Genomic DNA, 17,233 nt, shown 5'->3' with positions numbered 1-17,233 from the left:
TGCAAGAATGAAAGGAAGCTTTTTCCCATTTAAAAAGCGAGGTTAAAGATGAAACTATTTCTGGTAATAATGGCATCGATTTCAGCAGGTATACTATCCGCTGATCACCTTCACTCTTTCATGTTGGGGCTTTCTATCTCCGCGTTGGCTGTGGGTAGTTGTTACTGGTTTGCGTTCAGAACCACACGTTTCCCTCAGCTTGCATTGCTATTACTTATCTGCGGTATGCTCTCTAAGTTAACCATTACGGTGATCGGTGTGAGTTGGAGTATGTCGGAAGAGTTGATTACGTCTCCATTGGTATTCGCATTGTCCTACCTCTTCTTCTCTTTAATCGTGACTTATTTGTGGTTCAGCTACCGAGACAGCATTACCCCTAAGCCCAATAAGGTCCAAGAAGCTCAGACATAATCGTTGAGATAAACTAGACGGGTAAAAAGCCAGTGTTGTGAACACTGGCTTTTTTGTATTAATCTAACCATATGTGGAGTCACACTCTCATAATTTCATAAAACTTTTCAATAAGCGTAACGATTGATTACAAAGCGAATAAATTTCATTGATGTTTGTTTATACTCAAACTCATCATAAATACTCCGATTGTGACTAGAGTTGGTAACGTCCCATGAAAAAAACGTTTCTTCTAAAAGCAGTACTTTTCTCCTCTATCGCTGCGACATGCAATGCCAATGCGGCGCCTACAATTATCCCTGAGCCTCCGACATTAGGGGCCAAGGGGTATGTATTGATTGACTACAACACAGGAAAGGTGTTGGTTGAAAAGAATGCGAATACTAGGTTAAACCCAGCGAGTTTGACCAAACTGATGACCGCTTATGTTGCGGGGCAGGAAGTGAAAGCCGGTAATATCACCTTGGATGATCAAGTTGTGATCAGCAAAAATGCTTGGGCAAAGAACTTTCCAGATTCGTCGAAGATGTTTATTGAAGTGGGTACCACTGTACCTATGATGGATCTATATCGCGGCCTAATTGTTCAGTCAGGCAACGATGCGAGTGTGGCGATAGCAGAATACGTCGCTGGCAGTGAAGGGGCTTTCGTCAATTTGATGAACTCTTGGGCTGAAAAACTGGGTTTGGAGAATACCGCGTACACCAATCCACACGGCTTAGACAGTCGTGGCCTTTATTCTACCCCTCTTGATATCGCTAAGCTGGGTCAGGCCATCATTCGTGATCTACCCGATATCTACCCTCTTTATAGCGAGACTTCCTACACGTACAACGGCATTACTCAATATAACCGAAATGGCCTTTTACGGGATCGCAGTATGAATGTCGATGGTATGAAAACGGGCTATACCAGTGGTGCTGGCTACAGTTTAACGACATCGGCAACCAACGGTGATATGCGTTTGATAGCCGTCGTGATGGGGGCGAGCAGCAGCAAAAGCCGTGAATCGGAAAGTAAGCAGCTACTAAGTTATGGTTTTCGCTTCTTTGAAACAGTTGCACCTACAAAAGCTGGTGAGATGGTAACCGAAGCAAAAATCTGGATGGGTGAACAAGATCAGCTGAGCGTAGGTGTTGAAGAAGATATTTACATGACCTTACCAAAAGGCAATGCAGCAAAGCTCACGGCTGAAGTCGAGTTTGATCGTGAATTGGTCGCCCCGATTCGTCAAGGGGAGAAAGTCGGGACCATCATTTACAGTGTTGATGGAGATGACGTTGCCACGGCTGACCTCATTGCTCAGACAGATGTGGAAGAAGGCAGCCTGTTTAAACAATTGGTCGACTGGTTTAAACGATTGATCTCGGGCTGGTTTTAGTTGACTGGAAAAGCGGATGCGTAAAGCGCCGCTTTTTTATTGAGTGTTGAAGGCATGATTTGAGCACATTGCTATTTCTTATCAGGCGAAGCGATGCCTAGACAGGCAGTGAACAAACCAAACTTTTAACTAACGTTAACTCCTCGCTGACATCTTAGTGAATGATAACGCTCAGAATTCATCATACTAAGCGATACAAGGATTCACTCAATGGAATTTACCGAGAAGGATAGAGAGGCACTATACAATACATGGATGTCTCAGAAGTCCAAAATGCGTCTCACGCAAATGGAATTTGCTAGAAAATTAGGGATGAACCAGCTGAGCTTTTCGCAGCTCTTACGTGGAGACGAGCCTTTGACCATGTCCTTCATTAATCAATTCTGCCGACTACTCCATCTCGATGCTAAACTGGTTTTTCCCTCTCTCAAGGAAACCAGTGAAACCGGTCCTAAGGTCGTTTATCTTCAAAGCCGTATGAGTGTTGATGGTGAGATTCAAAACGCTTACATAGAAGGCAACCAAATTGTGGTTGAGTACGCGCATACTCTGAATCAAATATAAGGTGAGTTCTTCTGTTTGGTCGTCGATTTCGATGGTACTCTAGTCTCCCTGTTGTTTCTGAATAACAAGACCATGTTAGAAAAAGAAAACCTGTTGAAATTAGCACGCGTACAGATGCCATTTGGCAAATATGCTGGACGCGTTTTGATTGATCTTCCTGAAGAATATTTGTTGTGGTTTGACAAGAAGGGCTTTCCCAATGGCGAGCTGGGCGATCTCCTCAAGCTATGCCTTGCGCTAAAAATTGAAGGATTAGACAGCGTTGTTAAGCCTTTGAAACGCATGTAACCCGAAGAACTTAAATAAAAGACTTACTATGAATTTTGATATTGAAGCCTTGAGACATCACCAATTGGTTGAAGATGGTCAATTGGAGGGGTGCTACATCCATCAGCCAGCCCAAGGTAGCCAGCAAGATGACCCCGCCGTCTTGGAAGAACGACAAGCGTTAGAAGAGATGGGGTTTAAGGTGGTGCAGGTTCAGGCCAAAGGCAGAACAACAACCTTTGCAGAGGCGATGCAAACACTAGTGATGAAAAAGGGTTATCAGCCCAATTCCTAAGGGTAACCCGCTTGGTATCTTTACCCTATCCCGAAATAAATCCTGTTTCTAATATAAAGAGTCAGAGCGTTAGCTGACTCTTTGTGCTTCTATCACACAGTGGCTTGAACAAACACCCGTACACGATTCGCTTTGTATTCTGCAAGAGTAAAAACTAATAGCTACCAAGTACTGAGGAATCCCCTAATGATTTTGATAAAAATCATTAAGTTAAGGTAGATGCACATCTTGTCATATGATCAAATGGTTTCGCCAAAAATCAATAATCAGACAACAAGATGTGCGAACTTAATATTTTACACGACTCTCTTTACCAATTCTGCCCTGAATTGCACTTAAAACGACTCAACAGTTTAACGCTGGCTTGCCACGCATTACTTGAATGTAAAACGCTCACTCTTACTGAACTTGGTCGTAACCTACCAACGAAAGCCAGAACAAAACATAACATCAAACGAATCGACCGATTGTTAGGTAATCGTCACTTACACAAAGAGCGACTCGCTGTATACCGTTGGCATGCTAGCTTTATCTGTTCGGGCAATTCGATGCCCATTATTCTTGTTGACTGGTCTGATATTCGTGAGCAAAAACGGCTTATGGTATTGCGAGCTTCAATGGCGCTACAGGGGCGTTCTATTACTCTTTATGAGAAAGCGTTTCCGCTTTCAGAGCAATGTTCAAAGACGGCTCATGACCAATTTCTAGCCGACCTTGCAAGCATTCTACCGAGTAACACTACACCGCTCATTGTCAGTGATGCAGGCTTTAAAGTGCCATGGTACAAATCCATTGAGAAGTTAGGCTGGTACTGGTTAAGCCGAGTAAGAGGGAAAGTCCAATATGCAGACCTAGGTTCTGAAAACTGGAAGCCCGTCAGTAGGTTACATAGCATGGCCTCAAGTCGTTCAAAGACTTTAGGTTATAAGAGGCTGACTAAGAGTAATGCAATCTCATGTCAAATTGCACTGTATAAATCTCACTCTAAAGGTCGAAAAAATCAGCGTTCGACAAGGACTAATTGTCATCATCCATCGCCTAAAATTTACTCTGCGTCAGCAAAGGAGCCGTGGGTTCTTGCGACTAACTTACCCGTTGAAACTCGAACACCAAGGCAACTTGTTAGGCTCTACTCGAAGCGTATGCAGATTGAAGAAACATTCCGAGACTTGAAAAGCCCTGCGTACGGACTAGGGTTGCGTCATAGTCGAACGAGCAGCCCAGAGCGTTTTGATATCATGCTGCTAATCGCCCTAATGCTTCAACTAACATTTTGGCTTGCTGGAGTTCATGCTCAGAAACAAGGTTGGAATAAGCACTTCCAAGCGAACACTGTCAAAAATCGAAATGTACTCTCAACAGTGCGCTTAGGCATGGAAATTTTACGGCATTCTGGCTACACAATAACGAGGGAAGACTTGCTCGCAGCTGCAACCCAGCTTGCTCAAAATCTATTCAAACATGGTTGCGCTTTGGGGAAATTATGAGGGGATCTCTCAGTACCAAGTATTATCTTGTACTCTTGTTTTCTCACAATGTTATTTGACACATTGAGTTGTCGAAGATATTTCTCTCGGTTGCTTCACGTCAATTTCATTGATTTACCCAAACCGATTTGATGCGCTTCACTCCACTTATTCACCTTACTGTTTTAATGATTGTATTGGTATTTATTTTTTCCTAGATGATATATCAGTAAAGCGCTTGTCAGTCAGTGAATCTAGCTCCCATTACATTGGGTATTGGTTAGGTGGTTGAACTTCTTTCTGCAAATCAAAACAGCCTTTACGATTTAATGGTATCGAGCTCACTAAATAAAATATTATTTGGGCTTAATTATGATTAACGCAACAGGCATAATTAGGACGCCTGTGAACAGGATGTTATGGTTTTTGGGACAGCGACCGAATTCAAACTCATCCGCCAATTATCTTCAATTGAATATCCACGAGGCCTCAACGAACCAGAGTTTTGATATCGGAACAGTACTTTTTCAGGAGATGCCCCACATGCCAACCCAGCATGAGCCTAATCGTCGCCCTCTAGCGGTGCGTGAAATATCAGTGGCCAAACGTATTGCCGTTTGGTTAAGTCAGAAAAACATCACCCCTAACCAAATTTCACTAATGAGTATGGCCTTTGCTGCAGTGGGTCTTATTTTTTCGATTGGCTACCACCTATGGCCAATGGCAATTTGGTTGGTGCTGTTTGCTCTGATGATTCAAATGAGGTTGTTATGTAACCTTTTTGACGGCATGGTCGCTGTAGAAGGCGGTAAGAAAACACCTGCCGGGGAATTGTTTAACGATGTGCCCGATCGCATCGCCGATCCTCTATTGATCATCGCTGCTGGCTTGGTGGCTAACTCTGCGTTTGCTATGCCACTTGCTTGGGTAGCGGCACTGCTTGCGGTACTTTCCGCTTATATTCGCGTATTAGGCGTGAGTATGGATTGCCCTGCGGATTTTCGTGGACCAATGGCAAAACAGCATCGTATGGCACTGCTGACAGTCACCTTGTTACTGATGGCATTTAATCAATGGTTTGGCTTCCTACCAATCTTTATTAGTGCCTACTTAATGGATATCGCGCTGCTGGTTATGGTGCTTGGCTGTGCATTGACCTGTTGGCGTCGTTTGGTGTTCATTTTTAATACCAAAGCGCAACTGAGCCCCCTTTCTGCGACGGAACAAGCTTGTCAACAAGACGAATCGCCAACCAAAGAATCAGACCAAAAGCCAATAGGGGAGATTGATCATGATTAATATCCCAATGCATTCGCTACATATGATGGCGGCGATCACACTTGTGCTGGTGATTGGTACGCTGGTTTATCTGTATTTATCACGCCGTAACCCAAGCAAAGATTATCACGAACTCAAACTGCGTATTCGCTCTTGGTGGTGGATGATAGGGATTGTGTTCGTTGTACTCTACCTGCCGACTCAATACACGCTGATCTTTGTTGCTTTCTTGAGTTTTATGGCGCTGAAAGAGTTCCTTTCAATAGTGCCTACCCGCATGGCCGATCGACGAGTGATTTTCTGGGCATACCTCTCTATCCCATTTCAATACTATTGGTTGTCGATCGGTTGGTATGGCATGTTTATCATCTTTATTCCGGTCTACATGTTCTTATACCTGCCAATGGTGGCGGTATTGATTGGTGATACCAAAGGTTTCATTCGCTCAGCTGGTATCATTCATTGGGCGCTGATGCTAACGGTGTTTTGTGTTAGCCACATGGCCTATCTCTTAGTACTACCTAGTAAGAACCCAGAGGCGGGCTCCATGGGTATGCTACTGTTCTTGTTAGTCTTTACCCAGTTTAATGATGTGTGCCAATACGTGTGGGGCAAGAGCTTTGGTAAACATAAAATTGTACCGAAAGTCAGTCCAAATAAAACGTGGGAAGGCTTTATTGGTGGTGCAGCAACCATCATCATCACCAGCTATTTTGTTGCACCTTATCTGACACCGCTAACTTCCGTGCAGGGTTTAGTCGCTGGTATGATCATCACCTTCAGCGGCTTTATTGGTGATTTGGTCATTTCATCAGTCAAACGCGACTTACAAATTAAAGATACCAGCCAGTTTATTCCTGGGCATGGTGGTATTCTGGATCGTATTGACAGCCTGATGTTTACGGCGCCTTTGTTTTTCCATTTCATTTACTATCTCTACTACTAGGAGGACGCGATGAGAATGTTCAAAGTTCTGTTCGTCCTGCTGTTCGTGAAACCATTGGTGTTTGTTGGCTTAGGGTTAAACCTTATCAATAGGCAAAACTTGCCGCTGAAGGGCCCAGTGGTTGTCGCAGCGAATCACAACAGCCATCTAGATACCTTGGTGTTGCTGGCGCTTTTTCCCATCAGTATGGTACACAGAGTGCGCCCGGTAGCGGCGGCGGACTACTTCCTTAAAAACAAAGTTTCGGCATGGCTGTCACTCAATGTGTTAGGCATTATTCCCATTCATCGTTCTCCGAGTAGCAGTGATCGTCACGCGGTTTTTGATGAGTGTCATAAGGCACTCAACCAGGGCGATATTTTGATCATATTCCCTGAAGGCAGTCGCGGTGCACCGGAAACCATGAGCGGTTTAAAGAAAGGCATTTATCATTTGATTAATCAACACCAAGCTTGCCCTGTTGTTCCGGTTGTGATGCGAGGGTTAGGGCGCGCGCTACCGAAAGGCACCGCGATGTTTGTCCCCTTTAATTGTGATGTGGTATTGGGTACACCGATTGCGACGTTTGACAGTGCGGATGAGTTTCTCGTGACGATGCAAACCGAATATCAGCAATTGGCACAAGCGTGTATCGTCACTAACTACGAAGAGTAAATACACTTTGTTACGTCACTAACTGTAAGTTACCTGAGGTATACAAGCCCTAAACATAAGCGGTATAAAAGTGTATTGGAAAGTAAAAATATCAAAAGGATAAAGCATATAGGGAGCAAACCGTTGAATTGGGGGAGACTTTAGCGCTATTGGAAGATTACCAAATGAGTGGACACGGTGATTATATGGAATATCAGTGGAACTGAACTTATTTTTAATAAAGATGGTAGTATTAAACGTTAAAATAACTTCAAATTTGAGATTGGATCACCTTTGTGAAAAATAAATTAAAAGTGCATGTAAACAACTTAAAAGGTGAAGGAAGGGTTTATAACGCTACATTAAAACGCCTTTTAAATACAAATCAGTCGGCATTAGATGATGCCGACAAGAGCTATTTTGGCTTTGAGACGGGGTACAGCAATCTTGTTAAATTGTTTGCTATAGGCCACCACTTACCTTCAGTTTCCAAACAAGAAGCCAGTGATCATTTATTCTCTGCTCAACAATATTTAATGTTGTGGCAACGTGTTCTTGTTCAGCCAGCGGGAGAGATTGTTCCTTTCATTTATCAAGGGGTAGATTTCGCCATCCCTGCCAGTGGGAAAATACAATCAATCCCTTCTCCGGAGTGGCTAGAAATGATCTATCTCACGATCGTTACTGGGCGTTATCAAGATTTAAACTTGCTCATGGGCTTACTTAACAGTGGTCAGGTGTTCTATCGTGCTGAACTGCAGGCACTCCATTGTGAAATTGTTTTGCATATGCTGGGGCTAAAAGACAGTGAAGACATTTCTGCTGCAATCAATCAATTGACCACTCTTATTGACAGTAAAGAGAGCTCAAGCCAAGGTCAATGGGCCCCTTTCCATGCTATTACCATCACGCTTGGCTTTTTTGATGTGATGAAAGCCGTGCACCAGCAAGATCAAGAGGCTTATCGTAAGGCTATGTATCGTGCTTTGGAAATGCACAAAGAATGGTGGACGCATGACAATGACTTTAGTGAAAGGGCTCAAGGTTATGTTGCTTTACCATTACTGACGGCTGCCAAATATGCATACGAAAAACATGGATTCACGCTAGATTTTGAGTGCGGTTACTTGCCTACATACATTTATCTTGATTAAGTAAACCGTTCACACTTATGCGTAAGCTGGCCAGATCTTCCCTTTGGTCTTGTTGGGTTCAATAGATGAGTGGTTTGATGTAGAGATTGGTATGGAGTGTTCAGGGAGAGCCAATGAGCCGACCATTAAGACTTGAATTTACTTGTGCGCAGTGTCCTATGACTTTTCTACAAGCTCTCAAAATAAACGGTGTCAATATGGACGGATTGAACACTTGAACCAATCCCGGTAATAAAGTGATATATAGAACGTCAAGCCGCAGAGGTAATGAATGAAATTTGCGTTATTACAGTTTTCGATTAGTGCTCGTGCTCAGGTTAATTACGAAAAAATTAAACGAGCGATATGTGAAGCAGAACAGAACGGCGCACAAGTATTATTAACTCAAGAGTGCGCGCTTTCTGGTTATCCACCGATAGAAATCAAATCGATCAGTGATATTAATTTTGAACAGCAAGAAGCTGCATTTTCACAAATCGTCGAGCTTGTGCAGGAAAAGAAAATCTATGTTTTCTTAGGCCTTGTCCGCCGCTGCGGCAACAAACTCGCAAACTCAGTCGCGATTATTCAGCCAACTGGCCGCGTTGATTACTATGACAAGAGAGCCTTGTGGGGTTGGGATGCTGAACACTTTACCGTAGACAGTGACTTTGATGGAGTGGTCGACATTCAAGGGGTAACCGTCGGTGTCCGTGTGTGTTATGAAGTGCGTTTCCCCGAATATTTTCGAGAACTTTACAAACAAAACGTTGATGTCGTTGTGATAAGTTCCTGCGATATACAAAAAGAATTTGATGCTAATCGCTATTCCATACTTAAGTCTCATCTCTTAACTCGTGCCATTGAAAATGTTTTTACGGTCATTTCGGTAAATTCAGCGAGTATGGAGCAGACGGCGCCGACTTGTGTTGTTGATCAACATGGCACCACGTTGGTTGAAGCTGAGCATAGTGCAGATTCAATGACTTACTTTGATTACCAGTCGCTCGAAAATGGATTTGGAGCCAAGGGAATTATTCAGTATGCGGATAAGTTACTAGGCGTAAACTAATCCAATAAGGATAAGTCTTGACTGCACTGAAAGCGGCTCAAGCAGAATCAAGGTTTATAGCCATTTGTCGAATCACTTCGCGTAAGCCATCGGCAGGATGCCCAAGCGCTACCTGAATGGCGTGTCATTCTACGGCTATTAGCCAGAATATTTAATCAAAAGTTCAATAATAGTATCCAGTTCTTGTTTCGCACGCCCTTCAAGTGGGTACCCGATATTGATTCTCACACAATCGGAGTAGAGGTCGAGGGTGGTAAAGAGATGCCCAAGGCGAATATCAATGTTATGAGTATCGATTTCGCTCTGTAGCTGTTGACTGCTCAGCCCCGGAGCTTGAATCCACAGCACCATCCCGCCTTGTGGGTTGCTGATCTTTATGTTGTCTGGCAATTGAGTGGTGAGGTAGTCGATATAGTCTTTTCTTAGCGAAAGTAGTTTTTGTTTTCTGCGTCTTAGTTGCTTGGCGTACTGGCCAGAATCGATGAAGTCAGCCACGGCCAGCTGAACCGGAGTCGGAACTCCATAGCAACTAGCGCCAAACTGACTTTGATAGATAGACTGATAACGCCCAGGTATGCACCAGCCCAATCGATAACTCGGAGACAAACTCTTTGAAACAGACCCACACCAGAGAATATAGCCGGCTTGATCGTAATATTTAGCGGGCAGAGGTGTATGGTCAGAGTAAGAGAGTTCTAGGTAAACATCGTCTTCTACCACAGGGATCTGGTATTGATTTGCCAGTTGTGCCAGTGTTTGTTTTTGCTGTGCCGACATGCTGATTCCCTGTGGGTTCATATGAGAAGTACAGAAGATGCCCGCTTTAACATTGCCTTGCTTAAAGTGTGTTTCCAGCTGTGCTAAATCGATCCCGTCATCTAAAGAGGGAATTTCGACAATTTTTCGCGCCATCTGGCCAAGTAAATCGATGATGCCGTTAAAGCATGGTGAGCTGATCGCGATGGCATCACCTTGCTCGGTGCATGACTCTATCGCGGTTTTTATCGCTGACATACAACCTGCTGTGACGACAAGATCATTGGCAGAAAAATGCACGCCCACTTTAGAAAAGTGAGTCGACAGTGCCTGACGCAGCAGAGGTTCTCCCTGAACATCTGGGTAGTGATTGAGTCGATCACCCATTCGCCGCAGTGCTCGACGAAAACTGCGTTCCAGCTCTGTCACAGCTTGTTGATCGCCAGCAGTACTGGAAACACCTAATGGGCCGCGCAATGCTGAATACACGAAATTAGAATGGCGAACCGTGGATAGAGTACTGACAAACTGTTTGAGCTCGGGTGTCTGATGAGAGTGTTGGCGAGGTGCAACGAAGTAACCAGCTTGAGGGCGAGACTGGATCCAGCCTTGTGATTCCAACTCTTGATAGCAACTAACGGCGGTCGACATACTAACAGAGTGCTGCTGTGAGAGTTGACGCAAAGAGGGCATTCTATCCCCTTCACACAGCTTAGCGTGTTGAATATCTTCAATAAATTGATTAGCTAACTGCTTATAAATGCTCATCATTATGATATCTGTACTGGTTTTTATTTAGAAAATTGTATCTGTACCCCTTTTTGTTCGCAAGCGATACTCGTCTTCACAGAATAAATGGAGGGATAACAATGAAAAGAAATGATCTGTTACTGGCCGCATTTGTTATGGCCGTTTGGGGATTTAACTTCTCAATGATCAAGATGGGGATCACCAGCGTTCATCCATTGATTGTGACAGCCGCACGTTTCGCTCTAGCGGTGATTCCGGCGATCTTTTTTATCGCTAGACCGAATGTGGCTTGGCATTATTTAGTCAGCTATGGATTAGTGTTTGGTGTTGGGGTTTGGGGGATGGCATCTTGGTCAATTACCGCTGGTTTGTCTTCTGGAATGTCCTCGGTTATGTTGTCGAGCAACGTATTGATAGGCATGGTGGTGGGGCTTTTAGTCTTTAGAGAAAAATCGTCACCTCGAAAATTGATGGGGGCTTTGCTGGCGATGGTCGCGTTACTGGTGCTGGTGTCTGCGACCAATGGCAATATTACGACTTCAGGCCTGATGCTGATTATGATTGCGGCAGTCAGCTGGACATTAATGGGGGTCATCGTGAAGGCTTCCAAAACCAAGCAAGCTTTTGCATTTAATGTATGGGGAATGTTGTTTGCACCTGTCCCGCTGGTGTTGTTCGCGATGGCGTTGCACGGCGAGAATATCGTTTGGCAAGCCTATGAGAATTGGGATATGAGTACGACAATTGCGGTGACTTTTCAGGCTTATCCAACCACCTTGTTTGGTTACTGGGTCTGGAATCGAATGCTGATTAAGTACCCGTTAAGTACCACAGCACCTTTGACCTTGCTTGTCCCGGTTTTTGCTTTAATCTGTGGCTATTTCATGTTTGGGGAAGTGTTGTCTTTGCCTCAAGTGGTCGCCAGTGCCTTGTTTCTGATCGGCATCGGTTTGATTGTCACACCTCAATCACAGGCTCGTTTAGCTGTGGGTACTTGTGCTAAGTCTTTGTGAGGGAATCTTTTTTATGACTAAATAGGCTGTCTTTCTCTTTCGGCTGTTGCCGGCAGGACAGATTAACAGTCTACTTCTGTTGAGGCCTGTGTTAGCATTTGCGTGATAAGTCTCACAAATAAATGACAAAATTGTGAGAGCGATACATGCTGTTTGCTCGCATTCAGCCTCAATATAAGTGAATTTTACATGTCTAATATGACTCAGGCAGTCAACCGAGCAGAAACCTGTCTCCTTGATTGCACTGACCGTCCGGCTACTTCCCCCTCACTCAACTTTGTTCAAAAACTTCAACTTAATAACCCAGTTTTCTGGTTGAGTGGAAGTTTTCTGATTGGTTTCGTGATGTTGGCAGTACTTGATACACCTTTGCTGACAAAGTGGGTAAACGGCGGCTTTTCTTACGCGATTGAGTACTTTGGTGCTTATTGGCAGGTGCTGTTATTACTCAATTTTGTGATTGGCCTTTATCTGGCGATATCGCGCACCGGGTGTGTACGTTTGGGTGGCTTATCGACACCGGATCTCGATTGTTTTAAATGGCTATCTATTATCCTATGTACTCTGCTCGCGGGTGGCGGTGTATTTTGGGCTGCCGCTGAGCCGATTGCACATTTTGTAACGGCCCCTCCTTTTTTCGGTCAAGCGTCACCTAAATCTGCTGCACTCAATGCTTTATCACAATCGTTTATGCACTGGGGATTTTTAGCTTGGGCCATACTGGGCTGTTTATCATCCGTGGTGTTAATGCACTTCCACTATGACAAAGGTTTACCTCTGAAGCCCCGTACACTGGTTTATCCGATTTTTGGCGATAAGGCGATTCACGGTTGGATCGGTGATTTGGTCGACGCGTGCTGCATCATTGCTGTCGCCGCGGGCACAGTAGGGCCGATTGGGTTTTTAGGTCTGCAAATTAGCTACGCGTTGAATACGCTGTTTGCCATTCCCGATACGTTTGTGACACAAACAATGGTCGTCTTGTTGGCGATGGTTACCTACACTTTGTCTGCATTGAGTGGTGTCAGTAAGGGCATTCAACTCATCAGTCGGTATAACATTATCCTGTCAGCAGCGCTAATTGGTTTTATTCTGGTGTTTGGCCCTACCAGCTTTATTGTCGATGGCTACCTTCAAGGCGTAGGCCGCTTGGTCGATAATTTCGTTCCTATGGCATTATATCGTGGTGATGCAGGGTGGCTTAGCTGGTGGACCGTGTTCTTTTGGGGGTGGTTTATTGGCTACGGCCCGATGATGGCGATTTTTATCGCGAGAATTTCTCGAGGAAGAACCATTCGACAGTTGATTCTATCTATCAGTATCGCAGCGCCTTTGATTACTTGTTTTTGGTTTAGTATTGTGGGGGGCAGTGGGTTAGCTTTTGAACTCAGTCATCCGGGTTCTATCTCTGCCGCTTTTGAAGGGTTCAATTTGCCCGCTGTTCTTCTTGCGATTACTAGTCAGCTGCCTTATCCAACAGTTATTGCTGTCCTCTTTCTGATCCTGACAACGACTTTTATTGTTACCACTGGCGACTCAATGACCTATACGATTAGCTCAGTGATAAGCGGAGAAGAAAACCCCAATAAAGTGATGCGCAGTTTTTGGGGGGTAATGATGAGTATGGTTGCTATTGCTCTTATCGCATTGGGTGATGGTGGTATTTCCTCATTGCAGTCGTTTATTGTGATTACTGCGGTACCAGTATCATTTGTTCTGCTACCTGCTTTGTGGCAGGGACCAAAAGTGGCGCATAAAATGGCGGTAGAACAAGGTTTGGCATAATTTTAAATGCCAGATAAGAGACCGAGCCAGTTCACAGGCTCGGTTTTTTATTGCTCGCATTAAGTCGGTTGAGCTGGTGGTTACCGATGGCGGTATGTTGCGTAACATTTGACTGACGGATTAGAGCATTGATGCCAACCGTAAAAAGTCAGCAAAAAATCTAAGCATCTCTTTTCCATAATGTTTGTGTGGCTATTGTTGGCTCTAACCACATTGCAATTGCATATTGCGATTTTTTTTGCAATGTGCAACTTACAATATGCACTTAATGGATATTCTCCTCTCTTTTCGCTTAAATCTCATCGCTGTTAGCGCTTTCCCACTTGGCATGTAAATTGTAAAGATTTTGTTAATATTGAGTTACCTATCGGGTGGTGGGGCTTTTAAGCAGAGGCTCTTGAGAGCAAGCCTTAATAACAAATGCTTTTGATAATAATCTGTTAACGAGTCTTTACCTGTTGTCTTGATGGAGCAAAATCAGTTCAGAACACACGATGTCCGCGGCATAAAAATGAATATGTTGTCTTGGGACATAACCGTGAAGGGAGCCCAGAAATGGAAATGATTGAACTCGTGTATGTCAGTAAAGCGGTTCAACGGCTTGAGCAAGAGCAATTGGAACAGATTCTGTCCAAGGCACGTAAAAATAACACCAACAACGACATTACCGGCCTTCTGTTGTACGACGGCTACGGCACCTTTATTCAAGTATTAGAAGGGCCTGAAGACAGCGTCGAATCCCTGTTTCTTAAAATAAAGAAAGACACTCGACACACCAACATCAACCGTATTGGTTTTCATCATATAGAGGCTCGCAGTTTCCCTGATTGGAAAATGGGTTTTAAAGTGCTTGATCAGCATCTTGGGTCGTCATTTCCTGGCTTTAGCGACTTTATGGCTCACAAAGGCGATCTCAATTATCTGTTGGAGCACAAAAGCTTTGCCATGCGAATGATCAAGCATTTCGTTAAAAAGGATTGAAGGGAGAACAGGCATGTTATCAAGACTAACCATTGCCCAAAAAGTGTATTTGCTCGGCTGTAGCCAATTGCTTGCCATGTTAATCATGGGCGTGTTTGCCCTGCATCAAATGAACAAAATTGGTAGTGAGCTAACTGATATCGCGGAAGAAGACATCCCGTTGACCAAAATGTTGACCTTGGTAACAGAGCATCAGCTGGAACAAGCGATTCTATTCGAGAGAGCTCTCATTAAGGCGATCCGTGTTGAGCAAGGTATGGCCCAGAAGAGCGTATTCGAAGAGGCCAAGAAAAAGGTTCATGACCTGACGGTCAAAACCGAAAAAGAGCTCTACGACGTTGAAGCCTTCATAGAGAAAGCGATTCCGTTATTGCACTCAAGCGAGGCAAAAGAAAAATTTAAGCGGCTCCTAGGTAAGCTGAAAGCTGTTGAGAAATCTTACAGCACACTTGTTGCTCAAGTTGACAAAACAATGGACTACGGCAGCAATGGTGACATTGGGGAAATGCTCAAGTTCTCAAAGAAAGTTGAAGCCCACGAAGATGAAATCGATAAAGCGTTGATTGCGATTCTCGACGAGGTACAAAACTTCACTCTCGCCAGTGCTCTACAAGCTGAAGAGGATGAGAAATTCGCGATAAAGTGGATGACGGTTATTGCTTCAGTCTCAATTGTGCTGGGCATCATTATGCCTTTCCTAATCACTCGTGCTATTCGGACGCCGATATTGAATCTCATCGATAGGCTCAAGCAAGTGGCGGAAGGCGATGGAGACTTGACCATTCGATTGGATGACTCTTCCCGAGATGAAACGGGTACCGTAGCGAACGCGTTTAATACGTTCCTGGGTGTGTTGATGGGGACCATTACTCAAATCAATGCTAAGGCGGAAGAGCTCGGGCAGTCTTCTGAAGTGGCGGTTTCTGCCATGCAGCGTACTTTGCAGAATGTAGAAAAGCAGCGTTGTGATATTGAGCAGGTAGCCACCGCGATTAACCAAATGAATGCGACGACACAGGAAGTAGCAAACAGTACCGCAAACGCCTCTTCAGTGACTGATGCAGTCAGAAAGCACGTGATGGAAGGGCAGAAAGAAGCACTCGCGACTCAAGAAGTTATCCAAGAATTAGCCAATGAGGTCACCACCTCATCTGGGGTGATTGAAAACCTCGTGTCTGAAACCAATAATATCGGGCAAGTATTGGAATCTATCCAAGGTATCGCTGAACAAACTAACTTGCTGGCGCTGAATGCGGCTATCGAAGCTGCACGCGCTGGGGAAACAGGACGCGGTTTCGCGGTGGTTGCAGACGAGGTTCGTTCGCTCGCTCAGCGCACTCAGGAAGCAACAGTAGATATTCAAAAACTGGTCGACACACTGCAGTCTGAAGCGAAAAACGCGGTGTCGAGTATGAAGAAAGGCACAGATACCGCCAAACTCTGTTTAGAGAAGAGTTCTGATTCTGCCAACACTTTCTCTATGGCTGCTGAGTCGGTCAATGAGATAGCGGGCTTAAACTTGCAAATTGCGGCAGCTGCAGAGCAGCAGTCCACCGTGGCTCAAGATCTGGATAATAATCTAACTAATATCAAGAGCTTGGCTGAAGAAACCGCGGACGAAACGAAGAGCACAGCGGTAGCCAGTGAAACGATCGCCAAAAACGTGATTGACCTGCATAAGAACCTCAACAAGTTTCAAGTGTAAATACTGTTTAGAGATTCGGGAAAGGCCAGACTGATACTCTGGCCTTTTCCGTTATTTGTGCTTGTATTTATGCACTAGGTCTAAAGGGATATGGCAGTAATCGTGTGGATTACGAGTCAAACGATCTTGATGCTCATCATCACTTGTTACGTAATTGGTAAGTGGCAGAATTTCGACCACAATCTGATCACGGTCTGGTCGAGCATCAATGAATGCTTTGGCATCACTTAAATGTTGTGGATTTTGGCTGTAAACACCAGTGCGATATTTTTTACCGACATCTTCGCCCTGTTTGTTGAGGCTATAGGGGTCGATTATTTCAAAGAAGTAGCCCATCAGCTCCTCAATGGACACTTTTTCTGGATTAAACTGAGTGCGGACACATTCCGCGTAACCATCGTACTCTCCTTTGGTATCTTGATTGGTACCGTTAGCCCTGCCAGCTTCGGTCATTGATACCCCAGTCAGATGCTTCATAAACTCTTGCACACCCCATAAACAGCCACCGGCAAAATAGATTTCTTCCATTACATGATCTCTAGAGATTAACTGCCACTTAATTAGAGCAAAATAGCGCCTATAGCTCTATCTCTTTTTACTTTTTATCACTCTCGCCTGAGCATTGATTTAACGGTTTAAACTTTTTTTTGCATACCTGCCTTTGAAATTTTAAAAATCATAGCCTTAAAGTGATGATTTGGTGCCTTAAATTTGCGATTTTGGGGTGTTTTAAGTTGTTGATATAAAAGGGTTTGTTTTTATGGAAAAACAAGGGCTTAGAGTGCTAGTCTTGCGGC

17 protein-coding genes are annotated in these 17,233 nt (G+C 44.3%); 15 read left to right on the top strand and 2 right to left on the bottom strand.

The window, feature by feature from the left end:
* Nucleotides 1-48: 48 nt before the first annotated feature.
* From OH455_RS14285 to OH455_RS14235, 11 genes are all read left to right on the top strand, one after another.
* Nucleotides 49-411 carry a hypothetical protein gene (locus OH455_RS14285; RefSeq protein ID WP_045974086.1) on the top strand — a complete coding sequence of 121 codons (363 nt, stop codon included), beginning with the start codon at nt 49-51 and terminating at the stop codon, nt 409-411.
* Nucleotides 412-625: 214 nt separating this feature from the next.
* Nucleotides 626-1,792: a D-alanyl-D-alanine carboxypeptidase family protein gene (locus OH455_RS14280; RefSeq protein WP_269981867.1), complete on the top strand. Its 1,167-nt coding sequence runs from the start codon at nt 626-628 to the stop codon at nt 1,790-1,792.
* Nucleotides 1,793-2,002: 210 nt separating this feature from the next.
* Nucleotides 2,003-2,356: a helix-turn-helix domain-containing protein gene (locus OH455_RS14275; protein ID WP_269981866.1), complete on the top strand. Its 354-nt coding sequence runs from the start codon at nt 2,003-2,005 to the stop codon at nt 2,354-2,356.
* Between the two features lie 72 nt (nt 2,357-2,428).
* A complete protein-coding gene (locus OH455_RS14270; RefSeq protein ID WP_045974132.1) occupies nt 2,429-2,644 on the top strand; it encodes a DUF3820 family protein in 216 nt (71 codons plus the stop codon).
* 28 nt (nt 2,645-2,672) lie between these two features.
* Nucleotides 2,673-2,918: a hypothetical protein gene (locus tag OH455_RS14265; protein WP_269981865.1), complete on the top strand. Its 246-nt coding sequence runs from the start codon at nt 2,673-2,675 to the stop codon at nt 2,916-2,918.
* A 278-nt stretch (nt 2,919-3,196) separates the two neighbouring features.
* Nucleotides 3,197-4,405, top strand: a complete 1,209-nt coding sequence (locus OH455_RS14260) for an IS4 family transposase (RefSeq protein ID WP_269981864.1) — start codon at nt 3,197-3,199, stop codon at nt 4,403-4,405.
* Between the two features lie 522 nt (nt 4,406-4,927).
* Nucleotides 4,928-5,683 carry a CDP-alcohol phosphatidyltransferase family protein gene (locus OH455_RS14255; RefSeq protein WP_269981863.1) on the top strand — a complete coding sequence of 252 codons (756 nt, stop codon included), beginning with the start codon at nt 4,928-4,930 and terminating at the stop codon, nt 5,681-5,683.
* The gene (locus tag OH455_RS14250; protein WP_045974082.1) at nt 5,676-6,608 is read left to right on the top strand and encodes a phosphatidate cytidylyltransferase; all 933 of its coding nucleotides are present in this window, start codon (nt 5,676-5,678) and stop codon (nt 6,606-6,608) included. Before OH455_RS14255 ends, OH455_RS14250 begins: the two co-directional genes overlap by 8 nt.
* A gap of 9 nt (nt 6,609-6,617) precedes the next feature.
* Nucleotides 6,618-7,262, top strand: coding sequence for a lysophospholipid acyltransferase family protein (locus OH455_RS14245; protein ID WP_206370090.1), 645 nt, complete (start codon nt 6,618-6,620; stop codon nt 7,260-7,262).
* Between the two features lie 275 nt (nt 7,263-7,537).
* Entirely contained in the window at nt 7,538-8,395 is an 858-nt protein-coding gene (locus OH455_RS14240) for an Imm49 family immunity protein (protein WP_269981862.1), read from the top strand.
* Nucleotides 8,396-8,666: 271 nt separating this feature from the next.
* On the top strand, nt 8,667-9,446 hold the full coding sequence (locus OH455_RS14235) for a carbon-nitrogen hydrolase family protein (RefSeq protein ID WP_269981861.1): 780 nt from the start codon (nt 8,667-8,669) through the stop codon (nt 9,444-9,446).
* A gap of 138 nt (nt 9,447-9,584) precedes the next feature.
* On the opposite strand, the gene OH455_RS14230 is transcribed toward OH455_RS14235, so the two are convergent.
* Nucleotides 9,585-10,970: an aminotransferase-like domain-containing protein gene (locus OH455_RS14230; protein ID WP_269981907.1), complete on the bottom strand. Its 1,386-nt coding sequence runs from the start codon at nt 10,968-10,970 to the stop codon at nt 9,585-9,587.
* A gap of 101 nt (nt 10,971-11,071) precedes the next feature.
* Between OH455_RS14230 and OH455_RS14225 the strand changes: the two genes are divergently transcribed.
* From OH455_RS14225 to OH455_RS14210, 4 genes are all read left to right on the top strand, one after another.
* Nucleotides 11,072-11,965, top strand: coding sequence for an EamA family transporter (locus OH455_RS14225; RefSeq protein WP_269981860.1), 894 nt, complete (start codon nt 11,072-11,074; stop codon nt 11,963-11,965).
* 189 nt (nt 11,966-12,154) lie between these two features.
* Complete coding sequence (locus OH455_RS14220; protein ID WP_269981859.1) at nt 12,155-13,750, top strand: BCCT family transporter; 1,596 nt, start codon at nt 12,155-12,157, stop codon at nt 13,748-13,750.
* 555 nt (nt 13,751-14,305) lie between these two features.
* Complete coding sequence (locus OH455_RS14215) at nt 14,306-14,731, top strand: BLUF domain-containing protein (RefSeq protein WP_269981858.1); 426 nt, start codon at nt 14,306-14,308, stop codon at nt 14,729-14,731.
* 13 nt (nt 14,732-14,744) lie between these two features.
* Nucleotides 14,745-16,436, top strand: coding sequence for a methyl-accepting chemotaxis protein (locus OH455_RS14210; protein WP_269981857.1), 1,692 nt, complete (start codon nt 14,745-14,747; stop codon nt 16,434-16,436).
* A 51-nt stretch (nt 16,437-16,487) separates the two neighbouring features.
* Here OH455_RS14210 and OH455_RS14205 read toward each other — a convergent pair whose 3' ends face one another.
* The gene (locus OH455_RS14205; protein WP_269981856.1) at nt 16,488-16,964 is read right to left on the bottom strand and encodes a peptide-methionine (S)-S-oxide reductase; all 477 of its coding nucleotides are present in this window, start codon (nt 16,962-16,964) and stop codon (nt 16,488-16,490) included.
* Nucleotides 16,965-17,233 lie beyond the last annotated feature (269 nt).

Source organism: Vibrio sp. T11.5 (assembly GCF_027587155.1).
GTDB classification, from domain to species: Bacteria; Pseudomonadota; Gammaproteobacteria; order Enterobacterales; family Vibrionaceae; genus Vibrio; species Vibrio neptunius.
The sequence above is the reverse complement of the archived record's forward strand: the minus strand, read 5'-3'. Positions and strand labels throughout refer to the sequence as shown.

Coding starts and splice junctions, on each gene's coding strand:
- OH455_RS14225 (WP_269981860.1), top strand. CDS start 11,072: ATGAAAAGAAATGATCTGTTACTGGCCGCATTTGTTATGGCCGTTTGG.
- OH455_RS14245 (WP_206370090.1), top strand. CDS start 6,618: ATGAGAATGTTCAAAGTTCTGTTCGTCCTGCTGTTCGTGAAACCATTG.
- OH455_RS14255 (WP_269981863.1), top strand. CDS start 4,928: ATGCCAACCCAGCATGAGCCTAATCGTCGCCCTCTAGCGGTGCGTGAA.
- OH455_RS14260 (WP_269981864.1), top strand. CDS start 3,197: ATGTGCGAACTTAATATTTTACACGACTCTCTTTACCAATTCTGCCCT.
- OH455_RS14220 (WP_269981859.1), top strand. CDS start 12,155: ATGTCTAATATGACTCAGGCAGTCAACCGAGCAGAAACCTGTCTCCTT.
- OH455_RS14250 (WP_045974082.1), top strand. CDS start 5,676: ATGATTAATATCCCAATGCATTCGCTACATATGATGGCGGCGATCACA.
- OH455_RS14285 (WP_045974086.1), top strand. CDS start 49: ATGAAACTATTTCTGGTAATAATGGCATCGATTTCAGCAGGTATACTA.
- OH455_RS14215 (WP_269981858.1), top strand. CDS start 14,306: ATGGAAATGATTGAACTCGTGTATGTCAGTAAAGCGGTTCAACGGCTT.
- OH455_RS14265 (WP_269981865.1), top strand. CDS start 2,673: ATGAATTTTGATATTGAAGCCTTGAGACATCACCAATTGGTTGAAGAT.
- OH455_RS14275 (WP_269981866.1), top strand. CDS start 2,003: ATGGAATTTACCGAGAAGGATAGAGAGGCACTATACAATACATGGATG.
- OH455_RS14235 (WP_269981861.1), top strand. CDS start 8,667: ATGAAATTTGCGTTATTACAGTTTTCGATTAGTGCTCGTGCTCAGGTT.
- OH455_RS14210 (WP_269981857.1), top strand. CDS start 14,745: ATGTTATCAAGACTAACCATTGCCCAAAAAGTGTATTTGCTCGGCTGT.
- OH455_RS14205 (WP_269981856.1), bottom strand. CDS start 16,964: ATGGAAGAAATCTATTTTGCCGGTGGCTGTTTATGGGGTGTGCAAGAG.
- OH455_RS14270 (WP_045974132.1), top strand. CDS start 2,429: ATGTTAGAAAAAGAAAACCTGTTGAAATTAGCACGCGTACAGATGCCA.
- OH455_RS14280 (WP_269981867.1), top strand. CDS start 626: ATGAAAAAAACGTTTCTTCTAAAAGCAGTACTTTTCTCCTCTATCGCT.
- OH455_RS14230 (WP_269981907.1), bottom strand. CDS start 10,970: ATGAGCATTTATAAGCAGTTAGCTAATCAATTTATTGAAGATATTCAA.